This is a genomic window from Stenotrophomonas veracruzanensis, from assembly GCF_032911525.1.
Taxonomy (GTDB): Bacteria; Pseudomonadota; Gammaproteobacteria; order Xanthomonadales; family Xanthomonadaceae; genus Stenotrophomonas; species Stenotrophomonas africana.
In genome coordinates this window covers 1-20,849 of sequence record NZ_JAWJTI010000036.1, presented here as the reverse complement: position 1 = coordinate 20,849, position 20,849 = coordinate 1, and the positions used below count along the sequence as shown (strand labels likewise).

The window sequence follows — 20,849 nt, the reverse complement described above, 5'->3', positions numbered from 1 at the left end:
TGGGTGCGGACCTTGGTCCGCACCGCTTCTGCCGTGCAATCGCCAGCACCTGGCCACGCCCGGCGTCTGCTTACAGCCCGGTCGAAGCCTTCACCGCGTCTTCGTGCAGGGACTCGTTCAGCTCGTCCACCACGGTGGTCCATGCTGCATCGGCCTGCAGCGATTCAGACAGGAACTGGCGCTGGGCATCGTTCCAGTAGGGTGCCTCGACCACTTCGACATCGGTAGCCAGCTGGTGCTCGCGGATGAAGCGGGCGATGCCCTCGGCACTGGCGTCCAGGCCCAGCTGCAGGAACAGGTTGGTCATGCGCGGTTCGGTGGTGATCATCGTCGGTTCCTACGGGAAGAAGGGATGCACCATTATCGGTGCACATGGCCTTGGGGAAAGCCCCGTGGCGAACGTCTACAGCAGGACGACCCCCTTGGCATTCCCCCATGAACGCACACATCGCTCCCGAAGACAGCCGCAGCCTGCGGCTCAAGGCCGCCACCCGCGACAGCCACGGTGCCCTGGACAAGCGCATCATGGCCGGCGACATCTTCGCCGACCGCAGCAACTTCGCTCGCTTCCTGCGCGTGCAGTATCGCTTCCACCGCAGCATCGATGCGCTGTATGCCAACCCTGCGCTGGACGCACTGCTGCCCGATCTCGATGAGCGCCGTCGCCTGGCACAGATCGCACGCGACCTGCAGGACCTGGAGCAGACCCTGCCAGGTGCGGACATCGACGCGCTGCCCTCGGACCTGGCGCTGCCCGCCGCGTTGGGGTGGCTGTACGTGGCTGAAGGCTCCAACCTGGGCGGCACCATTCTGTACAAGATGGCCGCCAGGCTAGGCCTGGACCGTGATTTCGGCGCCCGCCACCTGGCCGCGCATCCGGATGGCGCGGCGCGCCACTGGCGCGAGTTCACCGCTGCGCTGGACGCGGTGCCGCTGAGTGCCGAGCAGGAGCAGCAGGTGATCGACGCGGCCGACGCCGCGTTCCGCAGCGTACACGGCCACGTCGAAGTGGAATTCGCCTGATGCACGGCGCGCGCCCACAGGTGCAGCGCTGATGCGCTGGCTCTGGTTCGCGCTGGGCTGGTTGATGGTGGGCCTCGGGGTGATCGGCGCGTTGCTGCCGGTGATGCCGACCACCATCTTCCTGATCCTGGCCGTGGGCTGCTTCGCGCGCAGCTCGCCGAAGTTCGAGCAGCGCCTGCTGGCGCATCCGCGTTATGGCCCGTCATTGCGGCTGTGGCGTGAGCAGGGGGCGGTGTCGCGCAAGGGCAAAGCGTTTGCCAGTGCCGGCATGGCGCTGGGCTTTGCCCTGTTCTGCTGGGGCGCGCACCCGTCCTGGCGCCTGCTGTTGGGCGTGGGCCTGTTCTTCGCGGTCAGCGCCGGCTACGTGCTGAGCCGACCGGCACCGCGGCTGGAGCCCCATCCGGTCGTGGAAGTGGACGACGCCAATGATCCGCGCGCGGCCCGTCGTCGCGCAGCGACCCCTGATGCTGATGGAAACCGAGACGATGCTGCCTGCTGACCTGGTCCCTGTGGCCGCCCCCGCATTGACCCCGTGGGGCATGTATCTGGCCGCCGACGTGGTGGTGAAGGCCGTGATGATCGCGCTGGCACTGGCGTCGCTGGCCACCTGGACCGTGCTGCTGGCCAAGGGTTGGGAACTGGCTTGCCAGGCCCGGCAGTTGCGTGCAGCGCGCGCGCTGTTGCTGCAGGCGCCGAGCCTGCCCGGCGAGAGCGCCGATGCCAGTGTGCAGCAGGGCACTGCGCTGGCGATGTTGGATGCGGCCCGCACCGAACTGCGCCTGTCGCAGGATCTGGAAGGGCGCGACGGCATCAAGGAGCGCATTGCATCGCGCCTGGACCGTATCGAGCTGGAGACCGCGCGCGTGCAGCGGCGCGGCATCGGTGTGCTCGCAAGCATCGGCGCGGTGGCGCCCTTCGTCGGCCTGTTCGGCACGGTGTGGGGCATCATGAACAGCTTCATCGGCATCGCACACAGCAACACCACCAACCTGGCGGTAGTTGCGCCCGGCATCGCCGAGGCCCTGCTGGCGACCGCGCTGGGCCTGGTTGCAGCGATTCCCGCAGTGCTGGTCTACAACCACTTCAGCCGTGTGCTGGCCGGCCTGCGGGGTCTGCTCGGCGACCTGTCGGCGGCTGTGCAGCAGCTGGTTTCGCGCGATCTCGATCGCACCGTGCCGCGTACCGCAGCGGCACCGCTGCGTGCGGTGCACTGAGGCACGACGATGGCGATCAGGACCGCGTCCGGCCGCGAAGATGCCCCCGAAGAAGCGCACGAGATCAATGTCACGCCCTTCATCGACGTGATGCTGGTGCTGCTGATCATCTTCATGGTGGCCGCACCGCTGGCGACCGTGTCGGTGCCGGTGCAGCTGCCAGCCAGCAGCGCCAGTGCCACGCCGCCCGAACAGGCGCCGGTGTATGTGACCGTGCAGGCCGATCTGTCGCTGCGCGTTGGCGAACAGGCCGTAGCGCGCGACGGGCTGGCGGCTGCATTGCAGGCGGCCACCCACAGTGACACCGCGCAGCGTATCTTCCTGCGCGCCGATACCCACGTGCCCTACGGCGAACTGATGGCCACGCTGGATGCATTGCGTGCGGCCGGTTACCTGAAGGTGGCGCTGGTCGGCCTGGAGCAAGGCGCACGATGAGTGGACTGCGGCGCTGGGCGACCAGCCTGGCGATCGTGCTGCTGGTGCACGCGCTGCTGATCGGCGCGGCCTGCTGGTGGGTGACGCGCGCACCGGTGCTGGCTGCGACGGCGCCGCCCGCCGCGCTGATGCTGGAACTGGCACCGATGGCGCAGGCACCGCCGGTGCCGCCGCGCGAGGTCGCCACCGGTCCACTGCAGCAGCAACAGCAGCGGCAGGCGCCGAAGCCGGCCCTGCGCGAGCAGCCGAAGGCGCCGGCGCAGCCGCAGGGTGACCTGCCACCCCCGCGTACGCCGGAGCCGACGCCCTCGCCGGACACCGCTGACGCCAACGTTGCGCAGACCAGCGCACCGCCGCAGGTGGCGGCCGACGCGGCCGCACGCTACACCGCACCGCAGACCACGGCCGGCGAACGCAGTCGCGCCGAGGCAACCTGGGAAGGGCGCCTGCTCGGGCATCTGCAGAAGCATCGGCGCTATCCGCGCCAGGCCGAGCGGCTGCGCCAGCAGGGCGTGGTCTACGTGCGCTTTGCCGTGGCCCGAGATGGCGCGGTCTCGGGGTTGAAACTGGGCCGCAGCAGTGGCTTCGCGCTGCTCGACCAGGAGACGCTGGACACCGTGCAGCGGGCCAGCCCGCTGCCGGCGCCGCCGGCCGAAGTGGCCGGCGACCCGGTGGAAGTGATGGTGCCGGTGTCGTTCTTCCTGCGCGGGCGGTGACCGTGTAGAGCCGAGCTTGCTCGACTCTACGGGTTTACGCATGGCGTGGATCTACAGCAGCGGTACCAGCAGCAGCGCCACGATGTTGATGATCTTGATCAGCGGATTGATCGCCGGGCCGGCGGTGTCCTTGTACGGGTCGCCGACGGTGTCGCCGGTCACCGCGGCCTTGTGCGCCTCGCTGCCCTTGCCGCCGAAGTGGCCGTCCTCGATGTACTTCTTGGCGTTGTCCCAGGCGCCGCCGCCGGTAGTCATCGAAATGGCCACGAACAGGCCGGTCACGATCGTGCCGATCAGCAGGCCGCCGAGTGCGCGCGGCCCCAGCAGCAGGCCGACCACCACCGGCACCGCCACCGGCAGCAGCGACGGCACGATCATTTCCCGGATCGCCGAGCGGGTCAGCATGTCGACCGCCTTGTCGTACTGCGGCTTGCCGGTACCTTGCATGATGCCGGGGATCTCGCGGAACTGGCGGCGCACCTCTTCCACCACTGCACCCGCCGCGCGGCCGACCGCTTCCATCGCCATCGCACCGAACAGGTAGGGAATCAGGCCGCCGATCAGCAGGCCGATGATCACCGTGTGGTCGCTGAGGTCGAAGCGGAACTCCTGCCCGGGATGTGCAGCCTGCAGGTTGTGCGTGTAGTCCGCGAACAGCACCAGTGCGGCCAGCGCTGCCGAACCGATCGCATAGCCCTTGGTCACCGCCTTGGTGGTGTTGCCCACCGCATCCAGCGGATCGGTGATGTCGCGGATCTCCGAGGGCAGCTCGGCCATTTCGGCGATGCCGCCGGCGTTGTCGGTGATCGGTCCGTAGGCATCGAGCGCGACGATCATCCCGGCCATCGACAACATCGCGGTGGCGGCGATGGCGATGCCGTACAGGCCGGCCAGCGCGAACGCACCCCAGATCGCCGCACACACGGCCACCACCGGCAGCGCGGTGGATTTCATCGAAATGCCCAGGCCGGCGATGATGTTGGTGCCGTGGCCGGTGGTCGACGCCTGCGCCACGTGCTGCACCGGCTTGTACTGGGTGCCGGTGTAGTACTCGGTGATCCACACAATCAGCCCGGTCAGGACCAGGCCGATCAACGCGCAGCCATACAGCGCCATCGGCCCGTGCACGTTGTCGGACATCAGCCCGGTGGTGATCGGGTAGAAGGCGATGGCGGCCAGTACGCCGGACACGATCACGCCCTTGTACAGCGCGCCCATGATCGAGCCGCCCGGCTTCACCTTGACGAACAGCGCACCGATGATCGAGGCGATGATCGAAACGCCGCCCAGCACCAGCGGATACAGCACCGCATTGGCTCCCGCCTCGGCCAGCATGAGGCTGCCAAGCAGCATGGTGGCGATGACGGTCACCGCATAGGTCTCGAACAGGTCGGCGGCCATGCCAGCGCAGTCGCCGACGTTGTCACCGACGTTGTCGGCGATCACCGCCGGGTTGCGCGGATCATCTTCGGGAATGCCGGCTTCGACCTTGCCGACCAGATCGGCGCCGACGTCGGCGCCCTTGGTGAAGATGCCGCCGCCCAGGCGCGCGAAGATCGAGATCAGCGACGAACCGAACGCCAACCCGACCAGCGCGTGCAGCGCCTGCTCCATCGGCAGGCCCATCCGCAGCAGCAGTGCGTAGTAGCCGGCCACGCCCAGCAGGCCCAGGCCGACCACCAGCATGCCGGTGATCGCACCGCCGCGGAAGGCGACGTCCATCGCCGCGCTGATTCCGTGGCGTGCAGCCTCGGCAGTGCGTACGTTGGCACGTACCGACACGTTCATGCCGATGTAGCCGGCCGCGCCGGACAGCACCGCGCCGACCGCGAAGCCGATCGCGGTGTACCAGCTGAGGAACACACCGACCAGCACGAACAGCACCACACCGGCCACGCCGATGGTCAGGTACTGGCGGTTGAGGTAGGCACGTGCACCTTCCTGGATCGCCGTGGCGATCGCGATCATGCGTTCATTGCCGGTGGGTTGGCGCAGGATCCAGCGCGCCGAGACGATTCCGAACAGGATCGCGAGAATGGCGCAGCCCAGCGCCAGTGACAGCCCGTGACGTTCCAGCATTAGACCCCTCCGCAGAATGGATGTAGGCATCCAGTGGCGATGAACGGCACCACGAGGGGGACGACGGGCTGCAGCCTGGAACCAACCCGTACCGACCTTGGTGGTCGTCCGACGTATGGCGGTGTTCAGCATTCCCTGGTGCCCGCAGTATGCGTGCCGCCACTTGTAGAGTCGAGCCATGCTCGACTGGCCTCTACGAGGCGCGCCTCCTGATCCTGTGGGTGCCCTCAAGATGGAAGGCATCGCCATGCGCGCGGCGCATGCCGTCGGGCCATGGCCATGATTCGAGAGCCACAGGCCTTTGCACCCCGTTAAGCCAGGCTCTGCAAGCCTGCGCTCAGTCCTGTAGGAGATCTCCCATGCGCCTGTCCCTGTTGATGCTTGCCGCCCTGGTCCCGGCTGTACCGGCACTCGCTGCGGAAACCCCGGAGCTGCAGCGCGCCGTGGGTGCCCCCCAGGCCATTGGTGCGGTGCACACCCTGCGGCAGATCCCCGAGGCCTGCGCGCGCCTGGAAGGTGCCTTCACCGGTCAGGCGGCCGAGCCGTATCGCTTCGCGCCGGTGCGGACCAGCGAGCAGTGCCAGCCGCGCGCGCGCTACGTCGACTACGCCAAGGCGCAGCCGAGTGCCGACAAGGGCTGGAAGCTCAATGATGTGATCCGCGTGCCCAGCGCCGCCTGCCCGGCACAGCAGGCCGTCGTGCACGTCTGGCGCCTGCCGATGAACAACAGCCAGGCCCTGGACGGTCAGGGCCAGTCGCGGATCTACCTGGAAGAAGCAAAGAAGCAGGCTGCGGCCGGCCAGATCCCGAAGGTGACGATGTTCGCCGCGCAGCTGCAGATGGAAGGCAAGGCCTGCAATTGAATTTTGCGTGGGCGGAGGACCCACGCGGTCATCCACGGGTAGTGCCGGCCGCTGGCCGGCATCCGGGTGATCAATCCGCCAGCGTCGCCCCGCGCGCCACCAGCAGCTCGCGCAGGGCCTTGCGGTGGCAGTGCGCCTCATCCTCGCAATAGCACCCCACGCTGATGTCGCTGTGCTGCGACATCGCGGCCAGCAGGTCCAGCGCGTGGGCCGCATCCGGCGCCTTCATCTCGGTCGTGTAGTGGCGGAAGAAGGCGTTCCAGTCCGCGGCCGTTTTCGCCTCGTGCGCCTGCTTCACCAGTGCCGCGCTGGGTGACAGGGTCGGGAACCAGACGTCGTACCAGTCCTGTGTCGCGAATTCGCTGCGCGGCACGCCACGTGGTGGCCGTCGCACGGTACCGATGCGCAGGCCCTCACCGGGCGCGCGCGGTGTACCCAATCGAACAACACGCAGTGCCATGGTGTGCCTCCACTAAAAGGGGACGGAGGGGATTAAGTCGTATCCGACCCACTGCTGACGCTGTTGGAGATAACGGAGGGGCAGATGCGACTTAATCCCCTCCGTCCCCTTTTTCGGCTCAGCCCTCGAACGGCGTCAGCTTCTGCTTCACCGCCACGTTCTTGAGGGTGACGTATTTCGGCAGGCCGTCGGTGCCGTACGGCAGCGGGGCTTCGCCCTTGATCAGGGGCGACAGGTAGGCGCGTGCCTTGGCGGTGATGCCGAAGCCATCGCGGCGGATGAAGCCGGCGGGCATCTTCTTTTCATGGTTGGCGATCTTCGACAGTGGCGCCGCTTCGATCTTCCAGCGGTACGGCGCATCGCTGCTGCGCACGATCACCGGCATCACGCCGTTCTGGCCCTTCAGCGCCAGCTGGACCGCGGCCTTGCCCACTGCCTGCGCCTGCTCCCAGTCGGTTTTGCTGGCCAGGTGACGGGCCGAGCGCTGCAGGTAATCGGGCAGCGCCCAATGGACCTTCAGGCCCAGCTGGTCCTTGACCCGACCCGCCAGGTGCGCCGCTACGCCGCCCAGCTGCGAGTGACCGAACGAGTCCTTGCCGCCGCCAGCATCGGCGACGAAACGGCCATCGGCGGTGGCGATGCCTTCCGACGCCACCACCACGCAGTAGCCGACACGCTCGACCACGGCCTTGACCTTGGCCAGGAACGCGGCCTCGTCGTAGGCGCGTTCGGGCAGCAGGATGATGTGCGGCGCTTCGTCATCGCCGTTACCGGCAAGGCCGGCTGCCGCAGCGAGCCAGCCGGCGTGGCGGCCCATCGCCTCGTAGATGAAGACGCGGGTGGAGGTCTCGGCCATCGCCGCCACATCCAGCGCCGCTTCGCGCACCGAGACCGCGGTGTACTTGGCCGCCGAGCCGAAGCCGGGGCAGGTGTCGGTCACCGCCAGATCGTTGTCGATGGTCTTGGGCACGCCGATGCAGGTCAGGTCGTAGCCGGAGGCCTTGGCCAGCTGTGAGACCTTCAGCGCGGTATCGGCCGAATCGTTGCCACCGTTGTAGAGGAACCAGCGCACGTCATGTGCGCGCAGCACCTCCAGCAGGCGGTCGTAGCGGGCGCGGTCGGCGTCCAGTGATTTCAGCTTGACCCGGCACGAGCCGAAGGCACCGCCCGGGGTATGAGCCAGGGCGCGGATCGCGGCGGCGCTCTCCTTGCTGGTGTCGATCAGCTCCTCGCGCAACGCACCGAGGATGCCGTTGCGGGCAGCCAGGACCTTGATGCCCTTGGCGCGGGCCTGCTCGATCACTGCCGCTGCGGTGGCATTGATGACCGCGGTGACGCCGCCGGACTGGGCATAAAGGAGAGTACCGTTGCGCATGCTTCTACCTGCTCGGGGGAGGGGACATTGCAGTGACATTACCCGTATGCGGTAAAGTGGCGCTATTGCGGTGCAGCGATACCGGTCCGTCCGGGGCGCGAACCTTCTTAATTTTCAACACGTTGGAGTCAGGTCAATGCGATTGGTTCTGTTGGGACCGCCCGGTTCGGGCAAGGGGACACAGGCGACGCGCCTGAAGGAAAAGCTGGGGATCGCCCACATTTCGACCGGTGACATGCTGCGCGCGGAAATCGCCGCCGGCACGGAGCTGGGCAAGCAGGCCAAGACGGTGATGGATGCCGGCAACCTGGTGTCGGACGACATCCTGCTGGGCATGCTGGAGTCGCGCCTGACCCAGGCTGATGTCGCCAAGGGCTTCATCCTTGATGGCTACCCGCGCAATGTGGCCCAGGCCAATGCGATGGACGGCCTGCTGGCCAAGATCGGCCAGCCGCTGGACGCCGTGGTGCAGCTGGACGTGGCCACCGAGCTGCTGGTCGATCGCATCGCCGGTCGTGCCAAGGAGCAGGGCCGCGCCGATGACAATCCGGAAGCGGTGCGCCAGCGCCTGCAGGTCTACAACGACCAGACCGCCCCGGTGGTCGATTTCTACGCCGGCCGTGGCACCCTGGCCCGCGTCGATGGCGTTGGTGAGCTGGACGAGATCGAAGCCCGCATCCTGGCAGCGATCAAGGCCTGATCCGGCAGGGCCGGCACGCGTCCGGCCCTTCGGGCGTAAAAAACACAGGCCTGGTCCGCGAGGATCAGGCCTGTGTCGTTTGATAGGCGCCAGCGGAGGGCTTGCTCAGGGCCCCGCAGCATGAGCTCCCTTGGGGATGGCCTCTTGGGGAGTAGGACCGGTTCGGGTACTGCGGCTGGCAGTTCGAATTGTGTCCGGGTTCACAGAACATCGCTATCGGGAATTCCCTGACAGATGATTGGAGTTTTCTCACATCCTGTGTAGGACTTGTCTTACCCGGGAGCGGACATTGGCCCTATACAGCCGTCATCGGTCACAATCCCCGGTCATGAGCAGCGTACATATCCTTGCAATCGCCGGCACCTTCATGGGCGGCGTGGCCGCCCTGGCGCGGGAACTGGGCCATACGGTCAGCGGCAGCGACCAGGCCATCTACCCGCCGATGTCGACCCAGCTCGAGCAGCTGGGCATCACCCTGGACCAGGGCTACCGCGCCGACAGCGTGCCGGCCGGTACCGACGACGTGGTGATCGGCAACGCACTCTCGCGCGGCAATGCCGCCGTTGAGGCCGTGCTCGACGCCGGCCAGCGCTACATTTCCGGTGCCCAGTGGCTGTCCGAACAGGTGCTGCCGGGCCGTGACACGCTGGCCGTGGCCGGCACCCACGGCAAGACCACCACCACCACCATCCTCACCTGGCTGCTGGAAAGCGCCGGTCGTTCGCCCGGTTTCCTGATCGGCGGCGTCGCCGAGGATTTCGGCGTCTCTGCCCGCCTGGGCCAGGGCCGCGAGTTCGTGGTCGAGGCCGACGAGTACGACACCGCATTCTTCGACAAGCGCAGCAAGTTCGTGCACTACCGGCCGCTGGTGGCCATCCTCAACAACCTTGAATACGACCACGCCGACATCTTCCCGGACGTGGCCGCGATCCAGCGCCAGTTCCATCACCTGGTGCGCACGGTGCCGGCGCGCGGCCGACTGATCGTCAACGGTGAGGATCAGCATCTGGCCGAAGTGCTGGCAATGGGCTGCTGGACCCCGGTCGAGCGTTTCGGATTCGATCCTTCGCTGGAATGGCATGCCGAGCTGCTGGCTGCCGATGGCAGTGCATTCCGTGTGCACCATCGTGGGCAGGCGCTGGGCGATGTGCAGTGGTCGCTGCTGGGCCGCCACAACGTGCTCAACGGCCTGGCCGCGTTGGCTGCCGCACATGCAGTGGGCGTGGCACCGGCCGAGGTGATCCCGGCATTGGCACGCTTCCGTAGCGTCAAGCGCCGTATGGAAGTGATCGGCAGCCATGACGGCATCACCGTCTACGACGATTTCGCCCACCACCCGACCGCGATCGCCACCACGCTGGAAGGCCTGCGTGCCAAGGTGGGCGATGCGCGCATCGTGGTCGCGATGGAACCCCGCAGCAACTCGATGCGACTGGGCGCACATGCGCAGGCGCTGGCACCGTCGCTGGTGCTGGCCGATGAAGTCGTGTTCCTGCATCGCCCGGAACTGGCCTGGGATGCTGCTGCGGTGATCGCCGAGGTGCGTGGCGAGGCGCACGCCGTGCCCGATACCGACGCGCTGCTGGCGCAATTGCAGGCCAGCGCGCGCAGTGGTGACCATGTGGTGTTCATGTCCAACGGTGGCTTCGACGGCGCACCGCGCCGCTTCCTTGCCGCGCTGCAGGCCCGATGAGCGTCGACGGTTCGCTGCCGCTGTTTCCGCTGCACACCACGCTGGTGCCAGGTGCGGCGGTGGGCCTGCGCGTGTTCGAACGCCGCTACCTGGATCTGGTCCGCGACAGCGGCCGCAGTGGTGAGGGCTTTGGTGTCTGCCTGATCCTCGACGGCCAGGAAGTGGGGGCCCCGGCGACACCGGCGGCGTATGGCGTGCAGGTACGCATCGAAGACTTCGATGTCGGCGCTGACGGCGTGCTGCAGCTGCGCCTGCGCGGCACCCGTCGTTTCCATGTCGAGCGCACGCGCGTGCGTGACAACGGGCTGGTGGTAGCCGACGTGCGTTGGTGCGATGAAGACCCTGACGACGAACTGCGGCCGCAGCATGCACTGCTGGCCACGGTGCTGGGGCACATCATCGAACAGGCCGGCGAGGCCTATGCGCCGGCCAATCCGGCGCTGCTGGACCAGGCCAGCTGGGTCGGCTGGCGGCTGGCCGAGCTGCTGCCGCTGAGCGAGCAGCAGCGCCTGCAGCTGCTGCAGATGGATGACCCGCACCAGCGCCTGCAGCAGTTGCTGGGCTGGATGCCGTAGAAGCCATCCACGCAGGGCGTGGATCTGCTGTAGAGCCGAGCCCATGCTCGGCCTGATGGATCCCGCGAAGAGCAGCCGAGCATGGGCTCGGCTCTACACTGGGTGATCGCGACCGGTACCGGTCAGGGCGTGGTGGTCTTCAACCGCAGCACCGGCAGCCCGGTTTCGCTGTGCACGTCCTCGCGTTGCGGAAGCTCCTGCACGGCCTCCTTCACCGCGTTCAAGGCCGGGTCGACGCCGCGCAGCGGATGCCACATGCCGATCCACTCGAAGTGACGCTCGTAGCGCAGGGTCTGTGCACTGCCCAGCCACAATGGCGTGTTGCCCGGCTGCAGCTGTGCCGGTGCCGGCCACAGGCGCAGCACGTAGCGCTCCTCCGGCTGCGCGCCCTGGCGCACCATCAGCAGTGCTTCCACACGGGTGTCCAGCGTGGCCGGCAGCACCGGCAGTTCGTCGGCGCCGGTGTTCTTGTCCAGCATCAGCAGCGCCTGCTGCCAGCCGGCCTGTTCCTGCCGCTTCCAGCCACGCGCTTCCAGCTGCGCCTGCAGTGGCGCCAATGGGCCCGCCACCTGCACGTCCAGCGGCCATCGCTGGTCGTCGTCGAACTCGTTGCGGCGCGCCGGCAGCGTCACCCAGTCGTGCTGCCACCAGGCCTGCATGTCCATCGCCTGTGGGGCCGGCAGGGTCGGTTCGAAGCGTTCCAGCTTCACCGGGATGTTGCGTGGCGCGTACCACATCGCCGCCACGGCGAAGACGCCGTAGAACAGCCACGCCACCGGCTTCACCCAGAACGAGCGGTTGAAGCGGCGGCGGTAGGCGATGCCCAGCACCAGCAGCCAGAACGTGCCGAACAGCATGCCGCCGATCACATCGCTCAGCCAATGCGCGCCCAGGTACAGGCGCGAGAAGCCGATCAGGCTGACCACGATGCCTGACACCAGGTAGGGCCAGACGCGGGTGCGGCCGGGCATCTCACGCGCGATCAATACCGCGAAGAAGCCGAAGGTGATGGTGGCCATGGTCACCGACACCGACGGGAAGCCGAAGCCGCTGCTGGCGTCGACCGGGCGCACCACATCCACGGTGGCACCGAGCAGCATGGTCAGCGCCAGGCCGAAGGCGAGGGCGGCGAGCCAGTGCGCGGCCGCCATCCAGCGCCGGCGCCAGATCAGGTAGCCCATTGCCGCCGCGGTGGCCGGCAGCAGTACCTGCCAGGCGCCCAGCGACGCCAGCGCGGCCATCGGGTAATCGGCCAGCGGGTTGCGCAGCGCCAGCATGGCCTGGTGTACGAGCAGGTCGATCGCCAGCGGCTCGCCGTGTGCGACCACCACGGTCAGCAGCGCGAACCAGCCCCAGCCCAGCACCAGCAGCATCAGCGCCAGCATCGCCAGCGGCACCGATTCACGGCGCTTGGGATCAAGCACGCCGACGGTGTAGCGGCCCAGCGTCGGGTGGCGGTTGGACCAGTCCAGCAGTCGCGCCAGCCAGTTGTCCATGCGCGCGGCCGACCAGCGGTAGCCGTACAGCACGATGGCCCAGACCAGGCCAAGGATCACTGACAGCAGGCCGACCACCACCACCAGTCGTCCGGCTACGGCGGCCACCGCGTCATACGCTTCACCGAGGATCCAGCCCGGGGCCAGGAACAGTACGGCCCAGGAGATGCTGGCGATGCCGCTGGCCTGCACGTAGCGGCTGGCGGGCATCTTCATCATGCCGGCGATGGCCGGCACGAACGGGCGGATTGCGCCCACGTAACGTGCGATCAGGATGCTCTTGAAGGCGTTGCGGCGGAACAGGTTCTCGCCGCGGTCGAGCAGCTGCGGATAACGGCTGAACGGCCACACGCCACGCAGGCGGTCGCCCCAGCGGCGGCCGATCCAGTAGCTGATACCGTCGCCGGCGAACGCGCCCAGCGCTGCAGCCGCTACCGCGTACGGCCCGGAGATCTGGCCCAGCCCGATGAACACGCCCACCGCGAACAGCAGTGGCAGCGCCGGCACGACGGCGCCAAGAATGATCACCGCATCGCAGAAGGCGATGAGGAAGATAACGGCACCCGCCAGCACGGGGTGAGCGGCAATCCACGCGAGCGTGGCGTCGATCCATGAAGAGTCCATTGTCCGATTATAGGGGCGTGAAGGTGACTGGTTCCCAGCCGCTTGGTGACCGTTTGCAACCGGCGCCATCGCCTAGAATGGGCCCATGCCGCATACGCCAGACGCTCCCCACCGTGCTTTGAAGGCCGACAGTTTCGGTCAGATCCTTCTGGTTGAAGGGCCCAATGGTCCGTTCGTGCGCCGCGATCTTGGCGCCACGCCGCTGTGGCTGCGGTTGCCGGCGTGGTGGCTTGCACGTCGCGAGGCACGCGCGCTGCGCCATATCCATGGCATGGCCGATGTGCCGCAGCTGCTGGCCTGGGATGGCCATCACCTGGACCGCAGCTTCATGGCCGGCGATGCCATGTACCAGCGCCCGCCGCGCGGCGATCTGGCCTGGTTCCGTTCCGCGCGCAGGCTGCTGCAGCAGCTGCATCGGAACGGCGTGGCCCACAACGATCTGGCGAAGGAGGCCAACTGGCTGGTGACCGAAGATGGCCGCCCGGCGCTGATCGACTTCCAGCTGGCGGTGATCGGCAACCCGCGCTCGCGCTGGATGCGGCTGCTGGCCCGCGAGGACCTGCGCCACCTGCTCAAGCACAAGCGCATGTACTGCCGTGAATCGCTCACCCCGGTGGAGAAGCGCGTGCTCAAGCGCACCTCGTGGGTGCGCGAACTGTGGTTTGCCACCGGCAAGCCGGTCTACCGCTTCGTTACCCGCCGCATCCTGCATTGGGAAGACAACGAAGGGCAGGGGCCGAAGCCGTGAAGGCTTCGCGGGTAGTGACCGGCCCACCGAGTGCCGACAGTGCGCTGCGTGCGCAGTTGCCCGGTGCCGACTTCGTGCACGCCTGCCAGGCGACGACCCGTCGCGATGGGCGCTCGGCCTTGCAGGCCTATCGCGATATGGCGGCGACCATTCCCGGCTGGTTCGATGGGCTGATGGCGCTGCGCAACCACGGCATGCGCCTGCTCGGCATGAAGCATCTGGGATCGTTGCGTGCGATGCAGGTGGTCGAAGATCCTCAACCCGGCCAGCGGCTGGGCATCTTCACCCTGCAGTCGCTGCACGACGATGCCATCGTGCTGGAAGACGACGACCGCCATCTTCGCGTGCAGCTGGCCCTGCAGTGGCAGGGCGATGTGCTGGAAGTAACGACGGTGGTGCATACACACAACGCGTTCGGGCGTGCGTACATGCTGCCGGTTGCCCCGGTGCATCGGTTGATCGTGCCGCATCTGCTGGAAAAGCAGGTGCAGTTGTACCGGTAGATCCACGCCATGCGTGGATGCGCCGGGCAGAGCCGTATTGTAGAGCCGAGCCATGCTCAGCTGCATTCAATGAGCCGAGCGAGGCTCGGCTCTACAGAGGCCGGTGGCCTTACGGCGTCGCCGGCACGACCTGCTGGCCGATGAAGTTGCGCTTGGCGTCGAAGTCGTAGGCGATCTGCAACTGCCCGACATCCGGGCAAGCGTGGCAGTCGCGCAGCGGCGTGCGGTACATCACGCGGATGCCGCCGTTTTCCAGTGGCGAGGCGCCGGCCGACTGTGCCGGTGCGAACGGCGTGGCCTGCGGGTGGTCCTTCAGCAGGGCCTGTACAGCGGGGTCGGCACGCAGGGTGTCGTCCAGCTGCACGGCATCCACATCGATGCGCTTGCCACTGGCATCGACCAGGCGGGTGCCTTCATTGGTGTTGGCGCGGAACGGATACTCGACCGTGGCAATGCCCAGTCCTTCGCTCTCGTGCCACGCGGTCACATAGGCCAGCTCGCCGCCGGTGGACAACTGTTCGGCGGCGGTGATGGCATCGGCACTGGCGCCACCGGCGCGCATCGCATCGCGCAGGCAATCGCGGGTGGCCGCGTTCTCGCCCTGGCGGCAGGCGTTGAGGTCGCCATCCCAGACCACCGCCTCGCTCCAGCGCATCTTGCCGTCGGCGGCGGCCTTCTCCGCACTGGGCGCGTCACCGGCGGGCGGCTCCTTTCCGGGTTCCGGCGAACGGCCCTGGCAGGCGGTCAGCAGGACAAGCCCCATGGCAGGCAGCAACAGGCGGGAACGGCGCATGGCGTGAACCTCGTGCGTTGTCTGGAGGCCCGAGTATCGTCAAGGGCGGGTGAACTCCGCGTCGGCGCGGCATACTAGCGGCTCATTGCATACGCTGGAGTGTGGAACGTGGGCAGTCTGCAGGGCAAAACGCTTTTCATCACCGGTGCCTCGCGTGGCATCGGCCTGGCCATCGCACTGCGCGCTGCGCGCGACGGCGCCAACGTGGCCATTGCGGCCAAGTCGTCGGTGCCGAATCCCAAGCTGCCGGGCACCATCCATACCGCAGCCGAAGCGGTCACAGCCGCGGGCGGCCAGGGCCTGGCGCTGAAGTGCGACATCCGCGAGGAAGAGCAGGTACAGGCCGCAGTTGCCGCCACGGTCGACACCTTCGGTGGCATCGACATCCTGATCAACAACGCCAGCGCGATCTGGTTGCGCGGCACGCTGGAAACGCCGATGAAGCGTTTCGACCTGATGCAGCAGGTCAATTCGCGCGGCAGCTTCCTGTGCGCGCAGGCCTGCCTACCGTACCTGCTGCAGGCGCCGAACCCCCACATCCTGACCCTGGCGCCGCCGCCGAGCCTGGAGCCGAAATGGTGGGGTGCACATACCGGCTACACGCTGGCGAAGATGGGCATGAGCTTCGTCACCCTGGGCCTGGCCGCGGAATTCGGTCCGCAGGGCGTGGCGGTGAATGCGCTGTGGCCGCGCACGGTCATCGCCACTGATGCGATCAACATGATTCCGGGCGTGGATGCGGCCGGCTGCCGCACGCCGCAGATCATGGCCGATGCCGCGCATGCGGTGCTGGTGCGCGAAGCGGCGGGTTTCCACGGTCGGTTCCTGATCGACGATGAAGTGCTGGCGCAGGTCGGCATCACCGATCTTTCGGGCTACGCGGTGGATCCGTCGCGTCCGTTGCTGCCGGATCTGTTCCTGGATTGATCGCCTGTCGCCGGAACAGGCCGAGGGCTGCGACCCTCGGCCTGCTGCGCTAGAATGCGTGGCTGTAATCGTTTTCAACAGGGATGTAAGCACATGTCACGCACTCTTTCCGTCGCGGCGCTGGCCGCTTCGCTGTCGTTGATCCTGACCGCCTGCGGTGGCAAGGCACCGGCAGATGGGGGCGGCGCCGCTGCCTCCGGCACGCCGGACGCCAGCGCTGCCCCGTCTGACACACAGCAGCAGTTGACCGCCAAGCTCAACGCTTACATCGGCTGCTTCAACGCGCTGGATTCGAAAACCCACGGCAGCATCCAGTCCTACACACGCTGGATCAAGGACGTCGACGTTGGCCCGACCGGACGCGAGACGCACGTGTACGGACCGTTCGAGATCAGCGATTACGACATGAAACAGTGCGACGCCCCGGTAACCGAGGCGATCGCCGCCAAGCCGGCGCTGACCGATCTCGATGCTGCTGCAGGCAATTACCAGCAGGCGCTGAAGGCGCTGGTGCCGGTCAGCAAGGACGCGCACGACTACTACGATCGCCAGGACTACGAAGACGACCAGTTTGCCAAGGGCAAGCAGCTGCACGCGCCCTTGATGGCCGCCTTCAAGGATTTCGTGGCTGCCAGCGAAACGTTCAACGCCGAGCTGGAGCGTCAGAACGACGCCGCCCAGCGCGAACAGCTCAAGGCGCTGGAGCAGGCCGAGGGTCGCACGCGCGAGTACTACCGTCTGGCGATGATGCTGGAAGCCAAGGCGATCATGGATCTGATGAGCGAGGATGATTTCGATCAGGCCAAGGCCCGCGAACGCCTGGATGCCTTCAACCGCATTTCCGATGAAGCACATGCGAAGGTGGCTGATCAGGAGCCGGGCAAGCTGGACTGGAGCAGCTTCGAGCGCGAGGCCGAGAACTTCCGGCGCGAAGGCAAGGAGCGGCTGCAGCGCGTCAGCGAGAAAAAGCCTTACACCGATTTCGAACGACGCATGCTTGATTCGCCGTCGATGGCGCCGCGCGGTTCGGCCAGCAAGCTGATGCAGGAATACAACTCGCTGGTCTTCCAGAGCAACCGCCAGTAGCGCTCCCGCTCATGGCGTGATCAGCGAGCGCCGGTGTACATCGCCGGCGCTCGCATCAATGGTTGAACGCATCCGGCAGCTTGCCACCGCACTTGCGGCAGTGCAGTGCATCCGGTTCATGACCTTCCAGGCCACAGTCCGGGCAGCCACGCGCATCACGGCGCGCGGCCTGTTCGGCTTCACGCATGGTGCTGGCCAGTTCGGCGGTGTAGATGCCGGTGGGTACGGCGATGATGCTGTAGCCGATCAGGATCAGCACCGACGTGACGAAGCGGCCGAGCACGGTCTGCGGCACGATGTCACCGAAGCCGACCGTGGCCATGGTCACCACCGCCCAGTACATGCTGGCCGGGATATTGGTGAAGCCGTGTTCGGGGCCTTCGATCACGTACATCAGCGCACCGGCGATGATGGTGATGGTGATCACCGTGAACAGGAACACCAGCACCTTGCGACGGCTGCGCCACAGCGACGTCATGAGGACGCCGCTTTCCTCGATGTAGCGGGTCAGCTTCAGGATGCGGAACACCCGCAGGATGCGTAGCGCGCGCACCACCAGCAGGCTCTGCGCGCCGGGGATGAACATCGACAGGTAGGCGGGCAGGATCGACAGCAGGTCGATGATGCCCCAGATGCTCACCGCATACCGCAGCGGGCGCTTGACCACCGCCAGCCGCAGCAGGTACTCGGCGGTGAAGATGATCGTGAAGCCCCATTCCAGGATGTACAGGCCGGTGGACCATTCGGCATGCAGGTGCTGCACGCTGTCGATCATCACCACCAGGATGCTGGCGACGATCGCTACCACCAGGATCAGGTCGAAATTGCGCGAGGGCCGGGTGTCGTGGCGGTAGATGATGTCGAACCACCGACGGCGCCAGCCGGTCTCGGTGGCGGGGTTCAGCTGGGGGGCGGAAAACGGTCGCATGCGCGCATTGTGCCGCAGGGGTTCCGGCGCGAGAATGGGGATTCCTGAACCCTGCCGACTGCCATGACCGCCGCTACCGATCCGCTGATCTCCCTTTCGCACTATTACCTGCCGGTCTACAAGCCCCGCCAGGTGGTACTGGAGCGAGGCCAGGGCGCCCGCGTGTGGGACAGCCAGGGCCGTGAGTTCATCGACCTGGCCGCCGGCATCGCCGTGTGTGGCCTCGGCCACAACGATCCAGACCTGGTGGCCGCGCTGGTCGAACAGGCCGGCAAGCTCTGGCACACCAGCAACGTGTTCTACAGCGCGCCGCCGCTGCACCTGGCCGAAGAACTGGTCAAGGCCAGCCGCTTCGCCGAGCGCGTGTTCCTGTGCAACTCCGGCGCTGAAGCCAACGAAGTGGCGATCAAGATGGTCCGCAAGTGGGCCTCCAGCCAGGGCCGCCCGGCCGACAAGCGCGTCATCATTACCTTCCGCGGCAGCTTCCACGGCCGCACCATGGGCGCGGTCACCGCTACTGCCCAGCCGAAGTACCAGGAAGGCTACGAGCCGCTGCCGGGTGGCTTCCGCTACATCGATTTCAACGACGAAGTGCAGCTGGAAACCGCGATGGCCGCCGGTGACGTGGCTGCGGTGATGCTGGAGCCGATCCAGGGCGAGGGCGGCGTGATGCCGGCCAAGTCCGGCTTCCTCAAGCGCGTGCGCGAACTGTGCGACCAGCACAACGCATTGCTGGTGCTGGACGAGATCCAGGCCGGCATGGGCCGCACCGGTACGCTGTTCGCGCACTGGCAGGACGACGTGGTGCCGGATATGGTCACCCTGGCCAAGGCGCTGGGTGGCGGCTTCCCGATCGGTGCGATGCTGGCCGGCCCGAAGGTGGCCGAAACCATGCAGTTCGGTGCGCACGGCACCACCTTCGGTGGCAACCCGCTGGCGGCTGCGGTGGCCCGCGTGGCACTGCGCAAGCTGGCCTCGGCGGAGATCGCTGCCAACGTCAGCCGCCAGTCGAAGGCGCTGCGCGATGGCTTCGCCCGCATCAATGACGAGTTCGGTGTGTTCAGCGACGTGCGTGGTCGTGGCCTGATGCTGGGCGCGGTGCTGAGCAAGGACTTCGCCGGCCAGGCCGGTGCGATCCTCGACCACGCCGCCGAGCAGGGTCTGCTGACCTTGCAGGCCGGCCCGGACGTGCTGCGCTTCGTGCCGTCGCTGAACATCACCGACGAGGAAGTGGCCGAAGGCCTGAAGCGCCTGCGTGCGGCGATTGCCGGGTTCATTGCGGCGCGCTGAACCCGGCAGCAACAGCTGTAGAGCCGAGCCCACGCTCGGCTGCTGTTGCCTGACACTGCGATGAGCCGAGCATGGGCTCGGCTCTACAGTGGTTCACGCAATCCGATAACGCTTCAACACCTTCCCCAATCCCCGGCCATCGCGCACGGTTTCCGCGTGCAGGCCGGCGGCGCGTGCGCCGCGTACGTTGGCGAACAGGTCATCGACGAACAGCGTGCGTGCAGGCACCACCCCCAGCGCCTCCAGCGTGCGCAGGAAGACTTCGGGTGCGGGTTTGCGCAGGCCGAAATCCGCGCTGCAGAACACGCGCTCCCGCAGGGCCGGGGACAGCTCCGGCAGCAGGGTGGGCAACACCTGTTTCATCAGCGCGCCGTTGTTGGTCAGTACCGCCATTGGCAGCTGCAGGGCCTGCAGCCGCTGCAACACCGCAGCCTGCGGATGGCTGGCGGCCCGCCGCGCGGCGATCCATGCAGCCACATCGACAGTCGTGCCCAGAAGCTCTCCCAACTGCGCCAGATAGGCCGGGCCATCCAGCGTGCCATTGTCATGCGCCGCTTCCAGTCCGCTGTCGTACATCGCAGCCTGCACCGCCGCAGCGGGAATCTGCAGTGCCTGTGCCAGGTGCAGTACACGTTGCACGCGCTGGTAGTGCACCAGCACGCCATCCACATCCAGCAGCAACAGATCGATCCGCATCGGCCGAGCATGCCATTGCAATGAACACTCGGGAAACCCTGGAGCAGCCATGCGACAGACGGTCGCAGACGCGGCCATGGGGGGCTGCCTAGAATGGCGCTTGAATCCGCAGGAGATGCAACGATGAAGGCTTGGAGGGTGGCAGTGGGACTGGGCGCGCTGATGCTGGCGCCGTCGGCGATGGCGCGGGTGTGTGCGGTGAGCATCGACAGCACGGACCAGATGAGCTTCAGCAGCCGCGAGATCAAGGTCGCCGCCGATTGCACCGCCGTGGACCTGACCCTGCGCCACACCGGCAAGCTGGCCGCCACCGCGATGGGCCACAACTGGGTGTTGACCCGCAGTGCCGATTACCAGCCGGTGGCGATGGCGGGCATGTGCATGACCCTGGCCGACAGCTACCTGCCGAAGGCCGACAAGCGCGTGCTGGCGCACACCAAGGTGATCGGCGGTGGCGAAACCACACGCGTGCGTTTCTCTACCCAGGGCCTGCAGAAGGGCGGTGACTACACCTTCTTCTGCTCGTTCCCCGGCCATTTCGCGATGATGAAGGGCAAATTCGTCTTCGGTTGAAAAAAAGGGGACGGAGGGGATTAAGTCGTTTGTGCACAAACGACTTAATCCC

At 67.0% G+C, this 20,849-nt stretch carries 23 protein-coding genes; 15 read left to right on the top strand and 8 right to left on the bottom strand.

Going from position 1 to position 20,849, the window contains the following annotated elements; all coding sequences use genetic code 11:
- Positions 1-70 precede the first annotated feature (70 nt).
- Positions 71-328, bottom strand: coding sequence for a DUF2789 domain-containing protein (locus tag R1H25_RS17095; protein WP_049444427.1), 258 nt, complete (start codon positions 326-328; stop codon positions 71-73).
- Positions 329-435: 107 nt separating this feature from the next.
- On the opposite strand from R1H25_RS17095, the gene R1H25_RS17090 reads away from it, so the two are divergent.
- Genes R1H25_RS17090 through R1H25_RS17070 form a run of 5 tightly spaced genes read left to right on the top strand, consistent with a single transcriptional unit; the run spans position 436 to position 3,388 of the window.
- Positions 436-1,023 (top strand): biliverdin-producing heme oxygenase, encoded by a 588-nt coding sequence (locus R1H25_RS17090; RefSeq protein WP_088480397.1) that lies wholly within the window; start codon positions 436-438, stop codon positions 1,021-1,023.
- A gap of 31 nt (positions 1,024-1,054) precedes the next feature.
- Positions 1,055-1,522: a YbaN family protein gene (locus R1H25_RS17085; RefSeq protein ID WP_005410928.1), complete on the top strand. Its 468-nt coding sequence runs from the start codon at positions 1,055-1,057 to the stop codon at positions 1,520-1,522.
- Entirely contained in the window at positions 1,509-2,237 is a 729-nt protein-coding gene (exbB, locus tag R1H25_RS17080) for a tonB-system energizer ExbB (protein ID WP_088480402.1), read from the top strand. Before R1H25_RS17085 ends, exbB begins: the two co-directional genes overlap by 14 nt.
- Positions 2,238-2,246: 9 nt before the next feature.
- Positions 2,247-2,672 (top strand): TonB system transport protein ExbD, encoded by a 426-nt coding sequence (exbD, locus tag R1H25_RS17075; protein WP_088480396.1) that lies wholly within the window; start codon positions 2,247-2,249, stop codon positions 2,670-2,672.
- A complete protein-coding gene (locus tag R1H25_RS17070; RefSeq protein WP_088480395.1) occupies positions 2,669-3,388 on the top strand; it encodes an energy transducer TonB in 720 nt (239 codons plus the stop codon). Before exbD ends, R1H25_RS17070 begins: the two co-directional genes overlap by 4 nt.
- 51 nt (positions 3,389-3,439) lie before the next feature.
- Here the strand turns inward: R1H25_RS17070 and R1H25_RS17065 are convergent, their stop codons facing one another.
- The gene (locus tag R1H25_RS17065) at positions 3,440-5,467 is read right to left on the bottom strand and encodes a sodium-translocating pyrophosphatase (RefSeq protein WP_057501184.1); all 2,028 of its coding nucleotides are present in this window, start codon (positions 5,465-5,467) and stop codon (positions 3,440-3,442) included.
- Positions 5,468-5,826: 359 nt separating this feature from the next.
- Between R1H25_RS17065 and R1H25_RS17060 the strand changes: the two genes are divergently transcribed.
- The gene (locus R1H25_RS17060) at positions 5,827-6,330 is read left to right on the top strand and encodes a hypothetical protein (protein ID WP_317224167.1); all 504 of its coding nucleotides are present in this window, start codon (positions 5,827-5,829) and stop codon (positions 6,328-6,330) included.
- A 70-nt stretch (positions 6,331-6,400) separates the two neighbouring features.
- On the opposite strand, the gene R1H25_RS17055 is transcribed toward R1H25_RS17060, so the two are convergent.
- Positions 6,401-6,790, bottom strand: coding sequence for a DUF488 family protein (locus tag R1H25_RS17055; RefSeq protein ID WP_317224166.1), 390 nt, complete (start codon positions 6,788-6,790; stop codon positions 6,401-6,403).
- Positions 6,791-6,908: 118 nt separating this feature from the next.
- On the bottom strand, positions 6,909-8,165 hold the full coding sequence (locus R1H25_RS17050) for a 6-phosphofructokinase (protein WP_049444411.1): 1,257 nt from the start codon (positions 8,163-8,165) through the stop codon (positions 6,909-6,911).
- Between the two features lie 136 nt (positions 8,166-8,301).
- On the opposite strand from R1H25_RS17050, the gene R1H25_RS17045 reads away from it, so the two are divergent.
- The 3 genes from R1H25_RS17045 to R1H25_RS17035 all read left to right on the top strand — a co-directional run bounded on the left by R1H25_RS17045 (position 8,302) and on the right by R1H25_RS17035 (position 11,133).
- Positions 8,302-8,865 (top strand): adenylate kinase, encoded by a 564-nt coding sequence (locus tag R1H25_RS17045; RefSeq protein ID WP_014038375.1) that lies wholly within the window; start codon positions 8,302-8,304, stop codon positions 8,863-8,865.
- A gap of 328 nt (positions 8,866-9,193) precedes the next feature.
- Entirely contained in the window at positions 9,194-10,558 is a 1,365-nt protein-coding gene (gene mpl, locus R1H25_RS17040; RefSeq protein ID WP_099588694.1) for a UDP-N-acetylmuramate:L-alanyl-gamma-D-glutamyl-meso-diaminopimelate ligase, read from the top strand.
- Entirely contained in the window at positions 10,555-11,133 is a 579-nt protein-coding gene (locus tag R1H25_RS17035) for an LON peptidase substrate-binding domain-containing protein (RefSeq protein ID WP_010484006.1), read from the top strand. Before mpl ends, R1H25_RS17035 begins: the two co-directional genes overlap by 4 nt.
- 122 nt (positions 11,134-11,255) lie before the next feature.
- On the opposite strand, the gene R1H25_RS17030 is transcribed toward R1H25_RS17035, so the two are convergent.
- Positions 11,256-13,253: a VTT domain-containing protein gene (locus tag R1H25_RS17030; protein WP_317224165.1), complete on the bottom strand. Its 1,998-nt coding sequence runs from the start codon at positions 13,251-13,253 to the stop codon at positions 11,256-11,258.
- A gap of 85 nt (positions 13,254-13,338) precedes the next feature.
- On the opposite strand from R1H25_RS17030, the gene R1H25_RS17025 reads away from it, so the two are divergent.
- Together R1H25_RS17025 and R1H25_RS17020 are read left to right on the top strand one after the other, a co-directional pair.
- Complete coding sequence (locus R1H25_RS17025; RefSeq protein ID WP_049444404.1) at positions 13,339-14,001, top strand: serine/threonine-protein kinase; 663 nt, start codon at positions 13,339-13,341, stop codon at positions 13,999-14,001.
- Positions 13,998-14,504 (top strand): DUF2867 domain-containing protein, encoded by a 507-nt coding sequence (locus tag R1H25_RS17020; protein ID WP_317224164.1) that lies wholly within the window; start codon positions 13,998-14,000, stop codon positions 14,502-14,504. Before R1H25_RS17025 ends, R1H25_RS17020 begins: the two co-directional genes overlap by 4 nt.
- 109 nt (positions 14,505-14,613) lie before the next feature.
- On the opposite strand, the gene R1H25_RS17015 is transcribed toward R1H25_RS17020, so the two are convergent.
- Positions 14,614-15,297: a hypothetical protein gene (locus R1H25_RS17015; protein WP_317224163.1), complete on the bottom strand. Its 684-nt coding sequence runs from the start codon at positions 15,295-15,297 to the stop codon at positions 14,614-14,616.
- A 108-nt stretch (positions 15,298-15,405) separates the two neighbouring features.
- On the opposite strand from R1H25_RS17015, the gene R1H25_RS17010 reads away from it, so the two are divergent.
- Positions 15,406-16,224: an NAD(P)-dependent oxidoreductase gene (locus tag R1H25_RS17010; protein WP_317224162.1), complete on the top strand. Its 819-nt coding sequence runs from the start codon at positions 15,406-15,408 to the stop codon at positions 16,222-16,224.
- A 93-nt stretch (positions 16,225-16,317) separates the two neighbouring features.
- Positions 16,318-17,310, top strand: coding sequence for a YiiG family protein (locus R1H25_RS17005; protein ID WP_317224161.1), 993 nt, complete (start codon positions 16,318-16,320; stop codon positions 17,308-17,310).
- Between the two features lie 55 nt (positions 17,311-17,365).
- Here the strand turns inward: R1H25_RS17005 and R1H25_RS17000 are convergent, their stop codons facing one another.
- Positions 17,366-18,238: an ion transporter gene (locus R1H25_RS17000; RefSeq protein WP_054172451.1), complete on the bottom strand. Its 873-nt coding sequence runs from the start codon at positions 18,236-18,238 to the stop codon at positions 17,366-17,368.
- Between the two features lie 63 nt (positions 18,239-18,301).
- Between R1H25_RS17000 and R1H25_RS16995 the strand changes: the two genes are divergently transcribed.
- The gene (locus R1H25_RS16995; protein WP_317224160.1) at positions 18,302-19,528 is read left to right on the top strand and encodes an acetylornithine transaminase; all 1,227 of its coding nucleotides are present in this window, start codon (positions 18,302-18,304) and stop codon (positions 19,526-19,528) included.
- Positions 19,529-19,621: 93 nt separating this feature from the next.
- Here the strand turns inward: R1H25_RS16995 and R1H25_RS16990 are convergent, their stop codons facing one another.
- Positions 19,622-20,224 carry an HAD-IA family hydrolase gene (locus R1H25_RS16990; RefSeq protein WP_317224159.1) on the bottom strand — a complete coding sequence of 201 codons (603 nt, stop codon included), beginning with the start codon at positions 20,222-20,224 and terminating at the stop codon, positions 19,622-19,624.
- A 123-nt stretch (positions 20,225-20,347) separates the two neighbouring features.
- Here R1H25_RS16990 and azu point away from each other — a divergent pair, with 123 nt between their 5' ends.
- Positions 20,348-20,797 carry an azurin gene (gene azu / locus R1H25_RS16985; RefSeq protein WP_317224158.1) on the top strand — a complete coding sequence of 150 codons (450 nt, stop codon included), beginning with the start codon at positions 20,348-20,350 and terminating at the stop codon, positions 20,795-20,797.
- The last annotated feature ends 52 nt before the right edge of the window (positions 20,798-20,849 follow it).